Annotated in this window: 18 protein-coding genes; 2 read left to right on the top strand and 16 right to left on the bottom strand. The window is 36.8% G+C overall.

Translation table 11 applies throughout. The annotated features are described in order from the left end of the window. Positions 1-258 precede the first annotated feature (258 nt). The 8 genes from DT250_RS10920 to DT250_RS10880 all read right to left on the bottom strand — a co-directional run bounded on the left by DT250_RS10920 (position 259) and on the right by DT250_RS10880 (position 10536). Positions 259-1575 carry a dihydrolipoamide acetyltransferase family protein gene (locus DT250_RS10920; RefSeq protein WP_149213045.1) on the bottom strand — a complete coding sequence of 439 codons (1317 nt, stop codon included), beginning with the start codon at positions 1573-1575 and terminating at the stop codon, positions 259-261. A gap of 15 nt (positions 1576-1590) precedes the next feature. Then, the gene (bfmBAB, locus tag DT250_RS10915; protein ID WP_000290073.1) at positions 1591-2574 is read right to left on the bottom strand and encodes a 3-methyl-2-oxobutanoate dehydrogenase subunit beta; all 984 of its coding nucleotides are present in this window, start codon (positions 2572-2574) and stop codon (positions 1591-1593) included. Positions 2575-2587: 13 nt separating this feature from the next. Continuing rightward, on the bottom strand, positions 2588-3589 hold the full coding sequence (gene bfmBAA, locus DT250_RS10910) for a 3-methyl-2-oxobutanoate dehydrogenase subunit alpha (RefSeq protein WP_000852549.1): 1002 nt from the start codon (positions 3587-3589) through the stop codon (positions 2588-2590). 27 nt (positions 3590-3616) lie between these two features. Then, entirely contained in the window at positions 3617-5038 is a 1422-nt protein-coding gene (lpdA, locus tag DT250_RS10905) for a dihydrolipoyl dehydrogenase (protein WP_149213044.1), read from the bottom strand. Between the two features lie 4 nt (positions 5039-5042). Next, entirely contained in the window at positions 5043-6146 is a 1104-nt protein-coding gene (gene buk / locus DT250_RS10900) for a butyrate kinase (protein ID WP_000056197.1), read from the bottom strand. 87 nt (positions 6147-6233) lie between these two features. Beyond that, on the bottom strand, positions 6234-7334 hold the full coding sequence (locus DT250_RS10895) for a leucine dehydrogenase (RefSeq protein WP_000171359.1): 1101 nt from the start codon (positions 7332-7334) through the stop codon (positions 6234-6236). A gap of 34 nt (positions 7335-7368) precedes the next feature. Next, positions 7369-8268 carry a phosphate butyryltransferase gene (gene yqiS, locus DT250_RS10890; RefSeq protein ID WP_000763066.1) on the bottom strand — a complete coding sequence of 300 codons (900 nt, stop codon included), beginning with the start codon at positions 8266-8268 and terminating at the stop codon, positions 7369-7371. 195 nt (positions 8269-8463) lie between these two features. Continuing rightward, positions 8464-10536 (bottom strand): sigma-54 interaction domain-containing protein, encoded by a 2073-nt coding sequence (locus tag DT250_RS10880; RefSeq protein ID WP_048546377.1) that lies wholly within the window; start codon positions 10534-10536, stop codon positions 8464-8466. A gap of 136 nt (positions 10537-10672) precedes the next feature. On the opposite strand from DT250_RS10880, the gene DT250_RS10875 reads away from it, so the two are divergent. Then, complete coding sequence (locus DT250_RS10875; protein ID WP_001190198.1) at positions 10673-10906, top strand: DUF2627 domain-containing protein; 234 nt, start codon at positions 10673-10675, stop codon at positions 10904-10906. 48 nt (positions 10907-10954) lie between these two features. On the opposite strand, the gene DT250_RS10870 is transcribed toward DT250_RS10875, so the two are convergent. Continuing rightward, positions 10955-11683: a glycerophosphodiester phosphodiesterase gene (locus tag DT250_RS10870; protein ID WP_048546379.1), complete on the bottom strand. Its 729-nt coding sequence runs from the start codon at positions 11681-11683 to the stop codon at positions 10955-10957. Positions 11684-11733: 50 nt separating this feature from the next. On the opposite strand from DT250_RS10870, the gene DT250_RS10865 reads away from it, so the two are divergent. Continuing rightward, on the top strand, positions 11734-11880 hold the full coding sequence (locus DT250_RS10865) for a YycC family protein (RefSeq protein WP_001247671.1): 147 nt from the start codon (positions 11734-11736) through the stop codon (positions 11878-11880). A 186-nt stretch (positions 11881-12066) separates the two neighbouring features. Here DT250_RS10865 and DT250_RS10860 read toward each other — a convergent pair whose 3' ends face one another. The 7 genes from DT250_RS10860 to DT250_RS10825 all read right to left on the bottom strand — a co-directional run bounded on the left by DT250_RS10860 (position 12067) and on the right by DT250_RS10825 (position 20639). Then, positions 12067-13593, bottom strand: a complete 1527-nt coding sequence (locus DT250_RS10860; protein ID WP_149213043.1) for a glycosyltransferase family protein — start codon at positions 13591-13593, stop codon at positions 12067-12069. A 292-nt stretch (positions 13594-13885) separates the two neighbouring features. After that, a complete protein-coding gene (locus tag DT250_RS10855; RefSeq protein WP_149213042.1) occupies positions 13886-14449 on the bottom strand; it encodes a PRK06770 family protein in 564 nt (187 codons plus the stop codon). A gap of 253 nt (positions 14450-14702) precedes the next feature. Continuing rightward, complete coding sequence (gene spo0A / locus DT250_RS10850; RefSeq protein ID WP_033658812.1) at positions 14703-15497, bottom strand: sporulation transcription factor Spo0A; 795 nt, start codon at positions 15495-15497, stop codon at positions 14703-14705. A 287-nt stretch (positions 15498-15784) separates the two neighbouring features. Beyond that, positions 15785-17083 (bottom strand): SpoIVB peptidase, encoded by a 1299-nt coding sequence (gene spoIVB, locus DT250_RS10840; protein WP_048546381.1) that lies wholly within the window; start codon positions 17081-17083, stop codon positions 15785-15787. Between the two features lie 118 nt (positions 17084-17201). Next, positions 17202-18941 carry a DNA repair protein RecN gene (gene recN, locus DT250_RS10835; RefSeq protein ID WP_000947743.1) on the bottom strand — a complete coding sequence of 580 codons (1740 nt, stop codon included), beginning with the start codon at positions 18939-18941 and terminating at the stop codon, positions 17202-17204. 266 nt (positions 18942-19207) lie between these two features. Beyond that, positions 19208-19657: an arginine repressor ArgR gene (gene argR / locus DT250_RS10830; protein ID WP_001032581.1), complete on the bottom strand. Its 450-nt coding sequence runs from the start codon at positions 19655-19657 to the stop codon at positions 19208-19210. A 142-nt stretch (positions 19658-19799) separates the two neighbouring features. After that, complete coding sequence (locus tag DT250_RS10825; protein ID WP_149213041.1) at positions 19800-20639, bottom strand: TlyA family RNA methyltransferase; 840 nt, start codon at positions 20637-20639, stop codon at positions 19800-19802. Positions 20640-20641 lie beyond the last annotated feature (2 nt).

The raw sequence follows: 20641 nt of genomic DNA, 5'->3' as shown, positions 1-20641 counted from the left end.
ATCTATAAAACACTTATATAGAATAACTCTCTTTTTCATACAATACAATATATTATACTACAGTTTCGTCAGTAAGATTTGCCAAAAAAATTATTCTTTTCTTATTTTATATCCATATACCATATATCAGCAATGTATTTTCATAAATTCCTAATACATAATCGTTCATTGTAAGATTACTGGGGAAGATATTATACATATAGTAGGATGTAGATGAAGAAATAAGATGATAAAAAGCTCGCATAAGCGAGCTTTTTATTAATATACAGATGTATTATTTTCTGACGTATTTTCTAAAATTTCTTTTACACGTCCTAAGAACTTACCACAAATTAAGCCATCTAGTACACGGTGATCAAGTGATAAACATAAGTTAACCATGTCGCGAGCACCGAACATACCATTATCCATAATTACTGGGCGTTTTACAATTGATTCAACTTGTAAAATAGCCGCTTGTGGATAATTAATAATACCCATAGATTGAACAGAACCAAATGATCCTGTGTTATTAATTGTAAATGTTCCACCTTGCATTTCGTCCGCTTTTAACGATTTCGTACGTACTTTTCCTGCAAGCTCTGTAATTTCACGAGCAATACCTTTAATCGTCTTCTCATCCGCGTGTTTAATTACTGGTACAAATAGTTCGTCCTCTGTTGCAACAGCGATAGAAAGGTTAATATCTTTCTTCTGAACGATCTTATCGCCAGCCCACATTGAATTGATTTGAGGATACTCTTTTAACGCTTGCGCTACTGCTTTTACGAAGAAAGCAAAGAACGTTAAATTAAAGCCTTCGCGCTTTTTGAAATCACCTTTAATTGAATTACGGTATGACACAAGGTTTGTCACATCTACTTCAATCATCATCCAAGCATGTGGCGCTTCGTGTTTACTACGTAACATGTTCGCTGCAATTGCTTTACGCACACCTGTTACTGGAATTTCGATATCGCCAGGCATTGTTGATACAGAAACTGGTTTTGCAGTTTCTACTTTTTGTGCTACTGGCGCTGCTTTTGGTGCTTCTGGACGCGCTTCTACTACTGCTGCTACCGCTTCCTCTTTCTTCGCACCTGCTTGCGGAATATTTCCAGATTCCACTAGCTTTAAAATATCTTTACGAGTGATACGGCCATTTGCTCCCGTACCTTCTACTAAATCTAAATCAACATTATGCTCACCTGCAAGTTTTAAAACAGCTGGTGAAAAACGTGGTTTTCCATCAGTTGGTTGTTTTGCTTTCGGTGCTTTTTCAGACGTAGCTACTTCTGACTTTGGTTCTTCTTTAGTTTTTTCCTCAACAGCTGTCGCTGCTACTTCATCTGCGCCTTCTACTTGAATAACACAAACTACTTCACCTACAGCTAACGTCTCACCTTCACCAGCAATTAATTCTTTCACAATACCAGTGAAAGAAGATGGTACTTCAGCATTTACTTTATCAGTCATTACTTCTGCAAGTGGATCATACTTGTTTACATGATCGCCAACATTAACGAGCCATTTACTAATTGTACCCTCTGTAACGCTCTCCCCGAGCTGAGGCATTGTGATATTTTCTACAGCCATGTATAGTCCCCCCGATTAAAATTCCGCAAGTTCACGCATTGCTTTTTCAACTTTATCTGGATTTACCATAAAGAATTTTTCCATTGTTGGTGCATATGGCATTGCTGGAACGTCTGGACCTGCAAGACGTGCGATTGGCGCATCTAAATCAAACAGACAGTTTTCAGCAATAATTGCTGCCACTTCACTTATAATACTTCCTTCTTTATTGTCCTCTGTTACAAGAAGAACTTTACCTGTTTTAGAAGCTGCTTCAATGATTGCTTCTTTATCTAATGGATATACAGTACGTAAATCAAGAACATGTGCAGAGATGCCATCTTGCGCTAACTTTTCAGCTGCTTGAAGAGCAAAGTGAACACATAATCCGTACGTGATAACAGTAATATCATCACCTTCGCGTTTTACATCTGCTTTTCCGATTGGTAATACGTAATCATCCTCTGGCACTTCACCTTTAATTAAGCGATATGCACGCTTATGCTCAAAGAATAATACTGGATCTTCATCACGAATTGCGGCTTTTAATAAACCTTTTGCATCATACGGTGTAGAAGGAATGACAATTTTTAAACCTGGTTGGTTCGCAAACATCGCTTCCACAGATTGTGAATGATACAATGCACCGTGAACACCGCCGCCAAATGGCGCACGAATTGTAACTGGACAAGTCCAATCGTTATTAGAACGATAACGAATTTTTGCTGCCTCAGAAACAATTTGGTTTACTGCTGGCATGATGAAATCAGCAAACTGCATTTCAGCGATTGGACGCATACCATACATTGCCGCACCAATTGCTACCCCAGCAATTGCAGATTCTGCAAGCGGTGCATCAAGCGCACGATCTTCACCAAATTGATCATATAATCCGTGTGTCGCTTTAAATACGCCACCTTTTTTACCAACATCTTCACCTAAAACAAATACTTTCTCATCGCGTTCCATTTCTTCGCGCATTGCTAATGTAATAGCATCAATATAAGACATTACAGCCATGAAACGTTCCCCCCTATTCTGCGTATACGTGCTTCAATGCATCTTCAGGTGCTGCATACGGAGCATTTTCTGCATATTCTGTTGCTTCATTTACGATATGCATAATTTCGTCTAACATTTGTTTTTCAAATTCCTCAGTTAACACGCCAGCTTCTTTTAAATAAGCTGCAAATGTTATGATTGAATCTTTTTTCTTTGCTTCTTCTACTTCTTCTTTATCACGATAAACACGATCATCGTCGTCACTAGAATGTGCTGTTAAACGATATGATACTGTTTCAATTAAAGTTGGGCCTTCACCACGACGGCCGCGGTCTGCTGCCTCTTTTACAGCTTTATATACTGCAAGTGGATCGTTTCCGTCTATTGTATATCCAGGCATACCGTAACCAATTGCACGGTCTGATACGTTTTTACATGCTAATTGTTTTTCAACTGGAATAGAGATTGCGTATTTATTATTTTCACACATGAAAATAACAGGTAGTTTGTGTACACCAGCAAAGTTTGCCCCTTCATGGAAGTCACCTTGGTTTGAAGAACCTTCTCCAAATGTAACAAACGTTACTAAATCTTTCTTTTCCATTTTTCCAGCTAATGCAATACCAACTGCATGTGGTACTTGCGTTGTTACTGGAGATGATCCTGTCACAATACGATTTTTCTTTTGACCGAAGTGACCAGGCATTTGACGACCACCAGAGTTTGGATCTCCAGCTTTCGCGAAAGCAGACAACATAAGCTCTTTAGCTGTCATACCGAACGCTAGTACAACACCCATATCACGGTAGTATGGTAATGCATAATCTTTCTCTCTATCAAGAGCGAATGCTGCTCCAACTTGTGCAGCCTCTTGTCCTTGACAAGAAATTACGAATGGAATTTTACCCGCACGGTTTAATAACCACATACGTTCGTCGATTTTACGTGCAAGTAACATCGTACGGAACATTTCTAATACTTGCTCATCACTTAAGCCAAGCTCTTCATGGCGCTTTTCTTTTACTTCTGCCATTTTTCATAACCTCCTAAATCCACATTTTTATGCGTGTAACGCTTTTCCATCTACAGCTAATGCTGCTTCACCAATCGCCTCAGATAATGATGGATGCGGATGAATTGTATGTGCTACTTCCCACGGTGTTGCATCAAGTACTCTTGCAAGACCAGCTTCAGAAATCATATCTGTTACATGTGGTCCAATCATATGAACACCAAGAATGTCATTTGTTTCTTCATCAACTACAAGTTTTACGAAACCATCTGATTCGCCGTATACAAGTGCTTTTCCGATTGCACGGAATGAGAACTTACCTACTTTTAACTTATAGCCTTTTTCTTTCGCTTCTTGTTCTGTTAAACCGACAGAAGCAACTTCTGGACTGCTATATACGCATTTTGATACCATAGAGTAATCAATTGGTGTAACTTCTTTACCAGCAATATGTTCTACTGCAACAATTCCTTCATGAGAAGCAACGTGAGCAAGTTGTAAGCCGCCGATTACATCTCCGATTGCGTAAATATGAGATTCTTTCGTTTGATAAAACTCATTTGTTTGAATGTATCCTTTTTCCACAACGATATCCGTATTCTCTAAACCAATATTTTGCGTATTGGCTTGTCTTCCTACAGATACAAGCATTTTTTCTGCTTTAAATTCTTTATTCTCACCGTTATGTTCAGCTTGAATTGTTACTCCGTTATCTTTTACCAATGTTTCTGGTAATACTTTTGCACCAGTTACCACTTTAATACCTTTTTTCTTGAATAGACGTTGCATTTCTTTTGAAACGTCCTGATCTTCTAGTGGTAATATCGTTTTCGCATACTCTAATACTGTAACTTCTACACCGAAGTCAGCAAGCATAGATGCCCACTCAATACCGATTACACCGCCACCAACGATAATAATTGAGCTAGGAAGCGTTTCCATTTTTAGGGCATGATCGGAAGACATTACATACTCTCCGTCTAATTCTAAACCTGGTAACGAATTCGGACGAGAACCTGTTGCAACAAGTACATTTTTTGGAATTAACATTTCATTCTCTTCTCCACTTGCAAGTTCAACTGAAATTGTCCCTGGCATTGGAGAGAAAATAGATGGGCCAAGAATACGGCCGATACCTTCAAACACATCAATTTTACCTTGTTTCATTAAGTGTTGAACACCTTTATGAAGTTGCGTTACAATCTTCTCTTTACGCTCTTGCACTTTCGCAAAGTTTAGTTCTACATTACTTGCAATAACTCCGAACTCTTCGCTTTTTTTAGCAGTTGTGTATACTTCCGCACTACGTAAAAGAGCTTTACTAGGAATACATCCTTTGTGCAAACAAGTACCACCAAGATTTTCTTTTTCAACAAGTGCAGTTTTTAAACCTAGTTGTGATGCTCGAATAGCAGCAACATATCCACCAGTACCGCCGCCAACGATGACTAAATCATATTCTCTTGCCATTATCTCAACCCCTAGCTACTGTTTGTTTTTCTCGTACAACATACTCTTTCGGCGCTTCTTCTTCACGTAATACACGAAGTGCTCCTTCTGCTAATGCTTGTAATTCATCTTCCCCTGGATGTACGATAACATCTGCAATCCAGTCAACACGTTCTTTTATTTCATCAACAAGAATTTTACTGTACGCAAGTCCACCAGTTAAAACGATTGCATCAATTTTCCCGTGAAGTACAGCGCTAGCTCCGCCAATCTCTTTTGCAACTTGATATGCCATTGCTTTATAAATAAGAGTTGCTTCCGGATCACCTTTTTCAACCATTTGTTCTACTTTGATCGCATCATTTGTACCGATTAGGCTTACAAGTCCACCTTGTCCAACAAGTTTTTTAACCATTTCGTCACGGTAATACTCACCAGAGAAACACATCTCCACTAATTGCCCTACCGGTACTGTACCCGCACGCTCTGGACTAAATGGGCCTTCTCCGTTTAAGCCGTTATTCACATCAATAACTTTTCCTTTTTTATGAGCACCAACTGTAATACCGCCACCCATATGTGTAACTAATAAATTTAAATCCTCGTATTTGTGATTTAATTCTTCAGCCACTTTACGAGCAACTGCTTTTTGGTTTAATGCATGGAAAATACTTTTACGTTCCATACCAGCAATACCACTTATACGAGCAACCGGCTCCATTTCATCTACAACGACAGGATCTACTATGAATGCCGGAATATTTAATCCAGAAGCGATTTCATATGCCAAAATGCCTCCAAGGTTTGAAGCATGATGACCGCTAAACCCATTTTTCAAATCTTCTAACATCGAATCGTTTACTGTGTATGTTCCGCCTTCGATTGGACGAAGTAATCCCCCACGCCCACAAACTGCGTTTAACTTCGAAATGTTAATACCGTGAGAATGTAGAACTTCTAAAATCGTTTCTTTGCGAAACTCATATTGATCGATAATTCTCTTATATTTTCCAATTTGTTCTTCGTCATGACGAATAGTTTCTTCTAAAACGGGCCTTTCATTATCAAAAACACCAATTTTTGTGGATGTACTACCCGGATTAATAACAAGAATTCGATTTAAAGACACTGTTGCTACCTCCACTAATAAATTCAAAAGGAGGTGGAAACCTCATAAGAGGTAACCACACCTTTTGTAAAAGTAATATATGAATGATTAGCGACGGCTAATAATGTCGTGACCGTTGCGTAAGTATGTGCTACGAGAGTTTTTCAAGCTTGCAATGCGCTCTTCAGCTAAACGATCTGCTGCTACATAAGTTGCAATGCCATCACGTTTTGAAATTTCGATTACTTTTGCAATTGTGTCATAAATAGACTCAACACGTTTTAGTGCACGTTCTCTATTGTATCCATATAATTCGTCTGCTACGTTAATTACACCACCAGCATTAATAACATAGTCTGGTGCGTATACAATACCCATTTCATGAATCATGTCGCCGTGACGATTTTCTTTTAATTGGTTATTTGCAGAACCTGCGATTACTTTTGCTTTAAGTTGTGGAATAGTTTCGTCATTAACTGTTGCGCCTAATGCACATGGTGCGTAAATATCACATTCAACACCGTAAATTTCATTTGGCTCAACTGCTGATGCACCGAATTCTTCTACCGCGCGTTGTACAGCTTCTTTATTAATATCTGTAACGATTAATTTTGCTCCTTCAGCATGTAAATGTTTGCATAGGTGATACGCTACGTTACCAACACCTTGAACAGCAATTACTTTTCCTTCTAAATTATCAGTACCGAAAGCCTCTTTCGCAGCTGCTTTCATACCACGATAAACACCGTATGCAGTTACTGGAGATGGGTTACCAGAAGAACCGAATGATGGTGAAATACCTGTTACAAAATCAGTTTCTTCGTGAATAATATCCATATCATCTACTGTTGTACCAACATCTTCAGCTGTAATGTAACGTCCGTTTAGTCCTTGAATGTATCGTCCTAACGCACGGAACATCGCTTCGCTCTTATCTTTACGTGGATCACCGATAATTACTGTTTTCGCACCACCTAAGTTTAAGCCAGCTGCTGCGTTTTTGTATGTCATCCCTTTTGCAAGACGCAATGCATCTTCAATCGCCGCTTCTTCAGAATCATATGTCCACATTCTTGTTCCACCAAGAGCTGGTCCAAGTGTTGTATCATGAATTGCGATGATTGCTTTTAAACCAGATTCTTTATCTTGACAAAATACTACTTGCTCATAATCATATTTTTCTAAGTATTCGAAGATTTCTAATGTCATTGTCGTTTCCCCCTAGTGTTTTACCCTGTTTGGTTTATTTTGAAGCAGTCGTAACTGCCAATGCTAATGAATATACTTTTGTTTCTGCTGAATCAGCACGAGATGTTAAAACAATCGGTGCTTTTGCGCCAGCAATCATAGCTCCTACTTTTGCATCCGCAAAGTATACGAGTGATTTGTACAGCACATTTCCAGCTTCAATCGTTGGGACGAGTAAAATGTCTGCTTTACCTGCTACATCACTTACTATGCCTTTATGTTCTGCTGCAATTTGTGATACTGCATTATCTAAAGCAAGTGGTCCATCAACGACACAATTTTTAATTTGTCCGCGGCGATTCATTTGAGTTAACATCGCGGCATCAATTGTCGCTTGCATCGCAGGATTCACAACCTCTACTGCTGCAATTGGTGCTACCTTTGGCAAATCTATTCCTATTGCCTGGGCAACTTCTACAGTATTCTGTATAATAGCAGCTTTTTGTGTTACATCAGGTGCAATGTTCATCGCTGCATCTGTAACAAAGATAAGACGATCGTAATTTGGAACTTCAAATGCTGCAACGTGTGAAAGTGCGCTACCTTTACGAAGTCCCCACTCTTTATTTAATACAGCTTTCAAAATATTTGCTGTTGGGATGTTTCCCTTCATAAGCACATCTGCTTCGCCATTTCTTACAGCTTTAACAGAAAGTTCTGCAGCCTCAGCACTTGACGCTGCTGCAATCACTTCAATGTGTTCTGAAGTTTGTAAACCATGTTCTTGTAGCATCCCCATTATTTTTTCTTGATTTCCATATAGACGAAATTGAGCTAGCTGTAATTTAATTGCTTTCGCTACAGCTTCAATTACTTCATGATCTTCTGCTACTGCTACAGCCACAGTTTTTTTAGGCTGTCCTGCTGCTTGATCAATTAAGTGTTCTAACTTCATATTTTGTAATCAACCCTTTCCGTCGTCCCTCGTCTATTTATAAAGCAAATACCGTGCCAACTTTCAAAAGTGGTCTTACCAATAATGAAAACGCATTCAAAATGCAGTAAAATCAATACTTTGGAAAATAACGAAACATTCTGTCTTGTTTTGTCGCTTTTTGTATACCATGCAATAAATTGCACGGTACGCAATTTATTGCATGCTATTTTTTGCACACTCATATTTTTCTAGCTTGTAATATAAATTTCGAACCGAAATTCCTAATGCTCTTGCAGTTTTTGTTTTATTTCCATCAAACCTCTCTAAACATTCATGAATGATATGCCCTTCAAACTCTGTCACTAATTGTTCAAGTGGCTTTTCTTCTAATTCAGGTAATAAGTTATTTTGTTTTACCTCAGTCTGCTCCTCTGTATGTAAAGGTGGTAAATGATGGACATCAATATATATTTCGTTATAATTCATAAAGATAATAGCTCGTCCTAAAATGTTTTCAAGCTCCCTCACATTTCCTGGCCATTCATATGATTGTAAATATGAAATAGCCGAATCAGTGAGCCCCTCTACATTCCGACCATAATCTTGGTTAATTTTTTGAATCAATCTGTCTGCAATTGCCGGTATATCTCCTTTTCGCTGACGAAGAGACGGAATTTGAATTGGAATTTTATTTAATCGATAATATAAATCCTCTCTAAACTCTCCTTCTAGAATGCCCTTTTCTAAATTCACATGTGTTGCTGCAATTACCCGGACATTTATAGGTATCGCTTTCGTTCCACCAACTTTTACAATTTCTTTTTCTTGCAACACGCGAAGGAGTTTCGCTTGCGTATTTGCAGACAATTCTCCTATTTCATCTAAAAAGATACTACCGTTATTCGCTTCCTCAAAAAAACCTCGTTTTCCGCCTCTTTTTGCTCCTGAGAATGCACCTTCCTCATAACCGAATAATTCACTTTCTAATAAAGTCTCGGAAATAGCAGCACAGTTTACCCTGACGAATTTATTATATTTTCGATTACTTCCATTATGAATTGCATGTGCAAACAATTCTTTACCCGTTCCAGATTCTCCGCGTAGTAATACTGTTGCTGGTGTATTCGCTCCAAGTTTCGCCTGTTCAATAGCGGCCGTTGTTTCATCTGAATTTCCGACAATGTCATCAAATGAATATTTCGCTTCTAACGTTCGAATAATTTGCCTTGCTCTATTCAATTCATTTGTTAACTTTTGAATTTCTGATACGTCACGAATTACACCAACGCTTCCTTTCAATATCCCATCCACTATAACTGGCGCTACGTTTACAATTACATCACGCTTCTTTTGTCCAATCTTCATATGTATTCCGCGTACCGCCCTACGCGTTCGAAGTACTTTCATATGCATACTTTCACCTTCTACAATATCAGTTGTAGCCGGTTTCCCAATAATGTCCTCTTCTGTTAAACCTGTTAATTTCGTATACGCAGGGTTAATTACTAATCCTCTTCCCTTTTCATCCACGACCGAAATTGCTTCCTCAGACGAGTTGATAATCGCCTCAAGTAACGTTTGAATCTCCTTTAAATCTGTAACTTCTTCCGCAAGATCTACAACCTCTGTTATATCTTTAAAAATCGCAAATGCCCCTTGTACCTCTCCTCCCTCTTTTAATATTGGAATACGGGTTGTAATAATTTTCTTTTCATTCTCTAATGTCAGTTCATAATTTACTTCTATTTGTTTCGTACGTATAATACGAAGCAACTTACTAGTCGGAATAACTTCTAAAATATATTTCCCTACCGCATCTTCTTTTTTATATCCGATAATACGCTCTGCACTTTTATTAAATAGGCGTACTTGTCCCTCTCGATCAATCACAATCATACCGTCATGCGTAGAATTTAAAATTAAATCCCCTTGCTGCGTCTGTTCTTCTAACTTTCCAATTAAACTTTCCTTCTCATGTGCTAATCTCGTAACAATTTTCGCAATATCACCTGGTATAAGAAGAGTATCTTTATGCTTTTTCTTTATTAAATCTTTATGTAAATCATCGTCACCCGTCATATCAAACATTACATCAATATGCATAGAAAGAAACGGCGTTACACTCTCTCCAATTGTAACCCCATATTCCTTAGCCATTTGTAATCCCTTTGCTATCGGATTTATATCAATAATCCCTATAATTTGAAATATATTTGAACTTTGTAACAGATTCAGCAGTGTACTACCACCTTCACCTGCACCAACAATTAAAACTTTTTGTTTCATATATTACACTTCCTCTCGAAGTATCTCTGCAAAATTTTTCACACCCTTATATTACTCGTTCAGCCCCCTCTTGACAAACCCCCTTTTCATATAACATCATTGAAATAAACAAAACAATCTGAAAAGGGGCGTTTATATGCAGCGTTACCTTGCTCTATCATTAGCACTCATCCCTATTTCATTAGCTGTGTTTGGCATTAAGTTAATGAGAGATACTGTATTCGGGATTCTATTTCCTCCACTCTCTATACTATGGTTACAATTTTTAATCGGCGCTCTCTGCTTCGGGCTCGGGTTTTATATCTTCGGAGGCTTCGTCTTACACCGAGACCGTAAACGAAATAAAGTACAAGCTCGCTTTAGAAGGTAGGAAGGCCCCACTATTTATAAATAAAAAATGAGACCGTTACACGCGGTCTCATTTTTTTATTGGCAATAACATTCTTGCTGTTTCGGGGTAATCAGTAATAATCGCCGAAATATTCATATCAAAATATTTACGCATAAGCGTTTCTTCATTTATTGTATAGGGCCGAACCTCTACACCACTTTCCATCGTTAATTCAGCAACAGCATCTTGAAGATAACGATAATTAGGGTGCACTGCTGTAGCGCCCATTTTTTTCGCATACGCCCACGGACTATGCAAACCTTCGCGATATAAAATCGCTGTTTGAATATCAGGAGCCATCATATGACACCTTTTCATACTGTAGTGATTAAATGAAGAAAATATAACACGATCTTCTAGATTACATTTCCGTACAAGCGTTATAACTTCTTCCTCTAAACCTCTGTATGGAATTTTATTATTTTTCAGTTCAATATTAAGTAGCAGCTCTGTTTTATCAATCCATTCTAACACCTCTTCTAAAAGGGGTATTTTACAAAAGCCTACTTTATCACCGAATTTATAGCTCGCATCTAATTTACATAAATCCTCATATAAATAATTACGAACCGCACCTTTTCCATTTGTTGTCCGGTCCACTGTTTCATCATGAATGACGACAACTTTTCCATCTTTCGTTAATTGAACATCAAGCTCAATTCCATCTGCTCTAAAAGATTCAGCTGCTTCAAATGAAATCATTGTATTTTCTGGGTACGTTCCCGCTGCACCACGATGTGCAAATATAAGAGTCATCCTCACTCCCCCAATCTTATGCTATACTATACGAAAAAGGAGGTACTTCTATGAGACCATTACAAATTTCTCCAGACACTGCAGTCCGCCTATCAAAAGCATTAGGTGTTCCACTTGAACAACTTATGCATATGCCGCAGCACATTCTAATTCAAAAGTTAGTTGAATTAGAAAAACAAAATAAAGACGAAGAATAATACAGTCCTGTTTTGCAGGGCTTTTTATTATTTTCTATTATATCACGGATGACTTCCCTACTAAAATCCTTTAACAGATATACTATGATTCCATTTAATCTTTTCTTCAAACATTTATAATCAATAAATTAAAACCCCTCTTTTAATAAAAGAGGGGTTTCTTACTACTCATTTCAGTTACTCAAATTATGCATGTTTCTTTTCTTTATTAAAAATCATAAACAATTTATACAACCCTAAAGAAGCTGGAATATTCATAAATGCAAATGCTTCATAAGTATAATGAGGAGCTGTTTCCCATAGTAATAAGAAAGTAAACACCCCTAACGTACTAATCATCGCAATTCGTATAACTTCCGATTCATTTTCATCTTTCTTTTTATAAAGTATAACAGCCGCCAGAACAGCTACATAAACAAATAATTTGATAACATACGAATATACAGTAACGATTTTATACTTCGTTGTACTATAGTTCGATACGTAATTAGTTATCGTGTCGTTCTTCTGCTCAAACCACTGTCCAATACGGTACATGGAGAACTGACTTGATACCCATTCTCTAGTTATTTTTTCATTTAAATGGTGTACATAACCCGTTACACCAAGTTCACTGAAACGCTGCACTATAACTGTTTTATTGTGTTCATTTAAATCCTTCGTATTCTTTATGTTTTCATCATCAATATAATCTGCATCTGCCTGATTCCACACACCGTACGTATCTTTGTTCAACCCCATTTTCACCCAATGAGTGAATGGAATTTTTTCAATTTCATTATCGGTACTGAGATTTAGCTTTGTCGTTATACCTTTAAAACTTACAATAAGGATTAAACAAAATAAAACACTACTTAACACCTTTACAGAATACTCCTTACGAAATTTAAAAATATTTTCAATTAAAATCGCTAACGCTACCGCCAATGCTGTCGGTCTTATAATATAAGTACAAGCCGCAAAAACTCCTAATAAAATCCATAAAATAGTCTTCAGCCTTTTTGTTTCCGCTGTTTTCAAACATAAATATGTATACATCGTTGCTGAAATAAAAAATATTACTAATGTATGCGTATAGAAAACTGGCGCCTGCCAATATATAAAAATGTTTAGCACAGATAACACGATCGATATGTGAGCAACTTTAAAGTTTGTAATTTTCCTTACAATCAATACATTTAAAATAATACTACCCGTTATACATACTATTGGTAATATTTTTATCGCCACATCTACGCTTCCTACCAATTTAGCAAAATATCCTCCTAATAATACAATATGTGTATTATATGGATAAAATAGAAGCTGTCCCATTTCTAAAAATTGATTATCTCCATTAAACACAGAGACAATTCCTTGTTTAAGGATGGCATAATCTCCTACAACAGGGTTAAATGCGATAGAAGTAATCATTATTTCCGTCGTCAAAATGATTACGATACCTAAAGCAATCATAATATTTGTGTACGTTCTTTTCATTTTATTAATAACCCATTTATAATACATAAAGAAGAGCGCAAATAAAAGCAACGTCGCCGCTAGAACAGCACCGACTTTTTTGGGAGTGTACTCCTCAGTCGGATAAGGAAATTCACCACTCATCAAAATTGTTTTGGGGATAAAAAATTTACTTACTATCATTGAAAATATAGATAAAAACACCGTCATAACAATGATTGGGTAAGCTCGATTCACTATTTTTTTTAAAGTCATTCATCCATTCTCCTATATCTCTAACTTTTCCCAATCAATGATACGTTATAGAGATTATGATGTCAAACCCACGTATTTCCTGTACATATCCTTCTTTTCACTACATTTTTTCACATAAATTTATATATTCCCTCAAACCCCTTAAATCGAAGGAAATAAAAAAACTCCCTAAAAGGAAGCTTCTTCGTAATCTATAGTTTATCTCACTATTTACAGGCAGTAAGAATCCCGGCACACAATTTGACAATGGCGTTAGGTGCGGGATGGGAGCCCTACTAATTAAAGGTTCATTTTATTGCACATGTGGCGCATCTCCTGAATCGTATAGTTCTTTCGCTTTTTCCTCCCCGAATGTAGTTAAAATATAATGTTGCTCTTCTACCGCATCCATCGCTCTAGTGGCTTTACAAGTGCTACCTTCTTGGGCATCCGAGAAATAATTGTGATCTTCTACAATTTGACTAAAATCTTTTTTCGCCCATCTATCAGCAATCTCTAAAAGCTCATTTTTTTTCGCAAAGCCACTCTTATTTATGATATTTTTTAATTTTTCAGCATTTTTTCGAATCATTGGACTGGATTCTGATTTTCGTTCTGCCACTACTTTTTGATGAGTCATGTGATGCATCACTGTAATGACTTCGCTTTCAGTAGAATTTTCAGTAACATACACATCAACAAAGACTCCATCTACCTCTCTACCTACTATCGTTGGATCTTCTTTTTTATCTATTTGAGCATTCACTTCTTTATCTACTGGATTATCGGCAAGTTGTAACATTCCAAATGTAACTGCAACAGCAAGAACTCCCATAGCTGCTACTATTCCTAGCCAAGTTAATATTTTATTTTTCATTCCCCTTCTCCCTATCTATACCTATTTAATTATCTTATAAAAAAACTCACTTATATGTAATATTACTAAAAACAGGATTTATCTTCCATGATATCAAATGATCTCTTGTTCTCAATAAAATAAAAAGACCAACGAATTCTAAAATTCATTGGTCATTAAATAAAAAGTTCATTGGTTTTACATTTAATATCGGGTATAAATTTAAAGAATGATTAAGCTTTACTAAAACTTAAATCCCTTACTATCTTTACTCTCAGCTAGCCTTATGTTCAAGTCTCAGCTTATCCGCAACCATTGCGATGAACTCGGAATTCGTAGGTTTTGCTTTTGACATGGATACTGTATAACCGAATAAGGACGAAATAGAATCAATATTCCCACGACTCCATGCTACTTCAATTGCGTGACGGATTGCACGCTCGACGCGGCTTGCTGTTGTATTATATTTCTTCGCGATATCTGGATACAATACTTTCGTAATAGATCCAAGTAATTCGATATCATTGTACACCATAGAGATTGCTTCCCTTAAGTACATATACCCTTTAATATGAGCAGGCACACCGATTTCATGAATGATACTCGTAATGCTCGCGTCTAAGTTTTTCGGTTTTCCATCTATTGTAGTTGCTGAACGGAAAGATGGAAGTGGACGTTTAATGGTAGCGTTCGCCTTACCGCTCACTTGACGAATATGACTCGTTAAATTCTCCATATCAAATGGTTTTAATATGAAATATGAAGCACCTAAGTCAACAGCTTTTGTCGTCACATCTTCTTGTCCAAATGCTGTCAACATAATTACGCTAGGCTGTCTTAGCCTTTCAATATTTCGCATTTTCTCTAGTACAGCTAAACCATCTAAATGTGGCATAATAATGTCTAAAACAAGTACATCCGGCTGCTTATCATTTAATAAATTTAAACACTCTTGACCATTATAAGCAGTACCGATTACTTCCATATCATCTTGAGCAGCTACGTAACTCTCTAGCATTGATACTAATTCTTTATTATCATCTACAAGACAGACTTTAATTTTCTCCACAGCTTTTCCTCCCTTACCGAATCGATTCTCCGACATGTGTATCCTTCTAGGCTACATGAATTGTTCGACAATTGTGTGAAAATTCCCTTTTAAAGTTTGTTACTTTCCGATAAAATCACAAAAAAATATGTTTATCGTTCATTTATTCCCTTTCGCAACACATTCCATCATAGAAATACAACGAAACGTTCAACCCTTTTCTTTTATTTTACAACAAAAAACACCTCTTGCGGAGCTTTTACAAAATTTCAACGAATTTTTCAAAAGAAAAGCGAGCTAATTAATAATTAGCTCGCTTTTCTTTCTTGTTCATAAATGTTAATTCCAGCCTCATGTAACATCCATTCAATATGAACACCATATCCTGACGTTGGATCATTTACAAATACATGTGTAACAGCACCAATTACTTTCCCGTTTTGTACAATTGGACTTCCGCTCATGCCTTGTACGATACCACCCGTTTTCGCTAATAAACGTTTGTCTGTTACTTTTATTACCATGCCTTTTGTAGCTGGAAACTTTTGCGGTACTGTACTTACAACTTCAATATCAAACGCTTCCACTTTATCTTTATCAATAACTGTTAATATTTTTGCCGGTCCCTCTTTTACTTGATGAGATAGTGCAATAGGCATCGCTTTATCCATTACGCCATTTGGTATATTTGTATTCAATTTCCCGAATATACCAAATGGACTATTTATTGTAATATTACCAATCACTTCACGATCTGGTGAGAACCTCGCTAATTTCTCTCCTGGATTCCCATGACTACCTCTTTCAATTGATGTAACTGTCGAACGCATAATTTGTCCATCTTCGACTTGAATCGGCTTTTTCGTATCGTTATCAGAAATGACATGACCAAGTGCCCCATATTTCATAGAATCAGGATGAACAAATGTCATTGTTCCGATTCCAGCTGCCGAATCACGAATATATAAACCAATACGATAAGACGATTCTCCACTGTCTTTTTGTGGTGTTAACTTAGTGCGGATATGTTTTCCATCTCTTAACAAAACAAGATTAAGCGGTTCACCTGTTTCACCACTATTATGAATAAATGGTGCTACATCACTCATTCTTTCAATTGTTTTACCATTAATTTCAGTAATCATATCTCCAATTTGCACACCAGCTGTTTCACCAGGAGATACTTTCCCTTTTTCAGTTTGAATTAAATGATGGCCTACAACAAGTACCCCTTTTGTATTTAACTTCACACCAATTGATTGTCCACCTGGAATAACTTTAAAATCTTTCAATACTTTCACATTTACTTTTTTCACTGGAAAACCAGCAAGCTGAAACACCATATCTGCTTCACCATTTTGATGAGGATTTACCATAAGTCCTTGTTTTTGTTCATTGGAACTTACTGTAAACACATGACGATCTGTAGATGAAGCGTGAAAAACTGGTAATGAAGCTATTTCTGATTGTTGCCCTTCAAAAACAACAAGTTGCTTCGGGGATGAAATAAACGTCCGAAGCGGTTTAAAACACCCAATAAAAACTAAAGAAACAAGGAGACAAAGACCTATTATTTTGCGAAATCTTTCTAATCTCAATTTGTTCACTCTCCTCGCTCCTACCCCACATTCAGCCTCTTGGCTTCACTTTTTAATCTCTCCTTGCAGTGCTTTATTTATAACCGGAAGAATTAAGAAATCATTATTTGAGAAAAAAAGCTATCCATTACTGGATAGCCTCTGCTGTCTGTTTAAAATGATGCGCTTGCGTAAGTAATTCTTTCGCATGTTCTGTCGTTAAATCTGTAATTTCCACACCAGAAATCATTCGAGCTATTTCTGTTACTTTATCCTCCATAGTTAAAACGGTAACTGATGTAATTGTCCGATCATTCGCTACTTGTTTTCGAATAAATAAATGTGAATCCGCCATTGAAGCTACTTGAGGTAAGTGCGTAATACAAAGTACTTGCGAGTTTACTGATACTCGATAAATTTTTTCCGCAATAGCCTGTGCAACCCGACCACTTACACCAGTATCCACTTCATCAAAAATAACAGATGCAACACCTTGATGCTTAGAAAAAATGCTTTTTAAAGCTAAAATAATACGAGATAGCTCTCCGCCAGAAGCGACCTTTGAAAGTGGTTTTAGCGGCTCACCTGGATTTGTTGAAATATAAAATTCCACATGATCGTAGCCATCCGCCGTAAGTCTTACCGGGGCACCCTCAACAAGAGGCTCTTCAGCATTTCCTTCTCTCTTCATGATTCTCACTTCAAATTTTGTTTTCTCCATATATAATTCTTTTAATTCCTGATGAATGGCATTTGTAAGATGCTCTGCAAGCTCATGACGCATATTACTTAACGACGTTGCTTCTTGCAGAATAACACTTTCTAATTCCTTTAATTGCTTCTTCGTCGTTTCAATATGAACGTCTTTATTTTCAATCGTAAAAATTTCTTGTTCAATTTTATCAGCATACGCTAAAATCTCTTCTACAGTATTTCCATATTTTCTCTTTAGCATACGAATTTCATTTAAACGCGTTTCAATTTCGTCTAAACGCTTCGGATCATATTCCATCATATCGAGCTTTTCTCTAAGTTGATATGCAACTTCTTCTAATAAGTAGTAGCTATTTGCAATTGAATCATGATTTTCTTGATAAACTTCATCTAAATGTGTAATACTCTCCATTTGTCCCATTGCGCTTCGTACATTATCTAACCCTTGTCCGTCAGCGCTTAATGAGCGATATGCATCGCCTAATGCTTTGTAAATTTTTTCGAAATTAGAAATTTGCAATCGTTCTTCAGTTAATTCAATTTCTTCATCCATCTTTAAATCCGCCTTACTGATTTCTTCATGCTGGAATTGAATTAAATCTAAGCGATGCGCCATTTGTTGTTCATTTTCACTTAACGATTTTAACTGTTTTTTTAATTTCTCATAGTCAGCGTATACATTTTGATATATACCCAATTGTTTAACAATGCGATCTCCATCAAAATGATCAAGCATAAACATATGACGCTCTTCATTCATTAAATCTTGTGTTTCGTGCTGCCCATGAATATCAACAAGTGTTTTTCCAATTTCCTTTAATATACTAAGGGTGACCAGTTTCCCATTTACACGACATACACTTTTTCCGTTTGCAGCGATATCACGCTTCAAAATAATCATGCCGTCTTCTATTTCTATATCCAACTCTTCTGCCTTTTCAATACACGGATGCTTATCATCTTCTACATAAAATAGCCCTTCTATCTCAGCTTTTTCTGTTCCGTATCGAACAAATTCCGCTGAACCACGGCCACCTACAAGTAAACTAATCGCATCAATAATAATCGATTTTCCGGCCCCTGTTTCACCACTTAAAACCGTTAACCCTTTTTGAAAAGAAATATTTAATGCCTCAATAATAGCAAAGTTTCTAATCGATAATTCCGATAACAATGCCCCATTCACCTCGTTATAAACTAATCCCCTATTAAGGGCTTTTCTCAGTTCTTCATTCAAATAGTCAAACTATATGTTTGTATGTATAAGTTACTTTTCTAACCGCTCCATTGTACCAAACATTTGTTTTACGGGTCAATCCACCTATTTTCTAATTTTATTCAAAGAAAATATTATATTACAATTAAGAATTCACATTTTTAACCAATAAAAAAATCCTGTTCACTTTCCACTTTACAGAGGAAAGCAAACAAGATTTTTTTTTACAACATATTTAAGAAACGATCAGAGACAACACCTGTATCTTCAGGTGTACGGCAAATAATTAAGCAAGTATCATCACCACAGATGGTTCCGATGATCTCATCCCACTCTAAATGATCAATAAGTGCTCCAAGTGAATGAGCGTTACCAGGCAATGTTTTTAGCACAAGCATATGTCCTGCCGTGTCTAATTTTACAAATGAATCCACTAGATTGCGTTTTAATTTTTGTAACGGGTTAAATCGTTGATCTGCTGGCAAGCTATATTTATAGCGCCCATCATGTAATGGCACTTTCACTAAGTGCAGTTCTTTAATATCGCGCGATACTGTTGCTTGCGTTACATTAAATCCCTCATTACGTAAAATATCAACTAATTCATCTTGTGTTTCAATTTCTTTGTTCGCAATAATTTCCCTGATTTTAATATGGCGCTGACCTTTATTCATACATTTGCACCTCACACTATCTCTTACCATAGTTTAAACATTGGTATACTTCACTTATTTATGTTAACTTATTATTCGTTGCTTGTACACAATTGTTTTTACAATCATTATACAATTACAACAAAAAGAGGAACAACATATGTTATTCCCCTTTTCCTTTTTGCTTTAGGACATCATGCGCCTCTGTAACTACTTGCTCAATAGAAACTGGAGAATGATTTTCGCCATTCTCACGTTCACCATGCCATTTCAGATGAATTAAAAATTCAATATTACCATCCCCGCCCGTAATTGGTGAGAATGTTAAACCTTCTACGTCGTATCCTTCTTTTATAGCAAAGTCGACAATCATTTCTACGACAGCCTCATGTACTTTTCGATCACGAACGATACCTTTTTTCCCAACTTGCTCTCTTCCAGCTTCAAACTGTGGTTTAATTAACGCTGCTACATCCCCATTAGGCATAAGCATTGTTTTTAAAACCGGCAGTATAAGCTTTAATGATATAAATGAAACATCGATACTAGCAAATTGCGGTAAACCACGTTCTAAGTCTGCTGGTGTCACGTAACGGAAGTTTGTCCGTTCCATTACGACAACACGCTCATCTTGACGCAATTTCCACGCAAGTTGATTGTATCCTACATCTAATGCATAAGATAATTTCGCTCCGTTTTGAAGCGCACAATCTGTAAAGCCACCAGTTGATGAACCAATATCTATCATAACTTTATCTTGTAAATCCAGGTGAAATGTCTCCAATGCCTTTTCAAGTTTATAACCACCACGGCTTACATACGGCATAACTTGTCCCTTCACCGTAATCTCTGTATCTTGTGGGATCTTCTCTCCTGGCTTATCAAGTCTCATCTCATTCGCATATACAAGTCCGGCCATAACGGCGCGTTTTGCTTTCTCACGTGTTTCTATAAGTCCTCGCTCTACTAATAGTACATCTACTCTTTCTTTTTTTGCACTCATTT

This window comes from Bacillus sp. AR2-1 (genome assembly GCF_008368755.1).
Taxonomy (GTDB): Bacteria; Bacillota; Bacilli; order Bacillales; family Bacillaceae_G; genus Bacillus_A; species Bacillus_A wiedmannii.
This window is presented reverse-complemented; position numbering and strand designations above follow the sequence as displayed.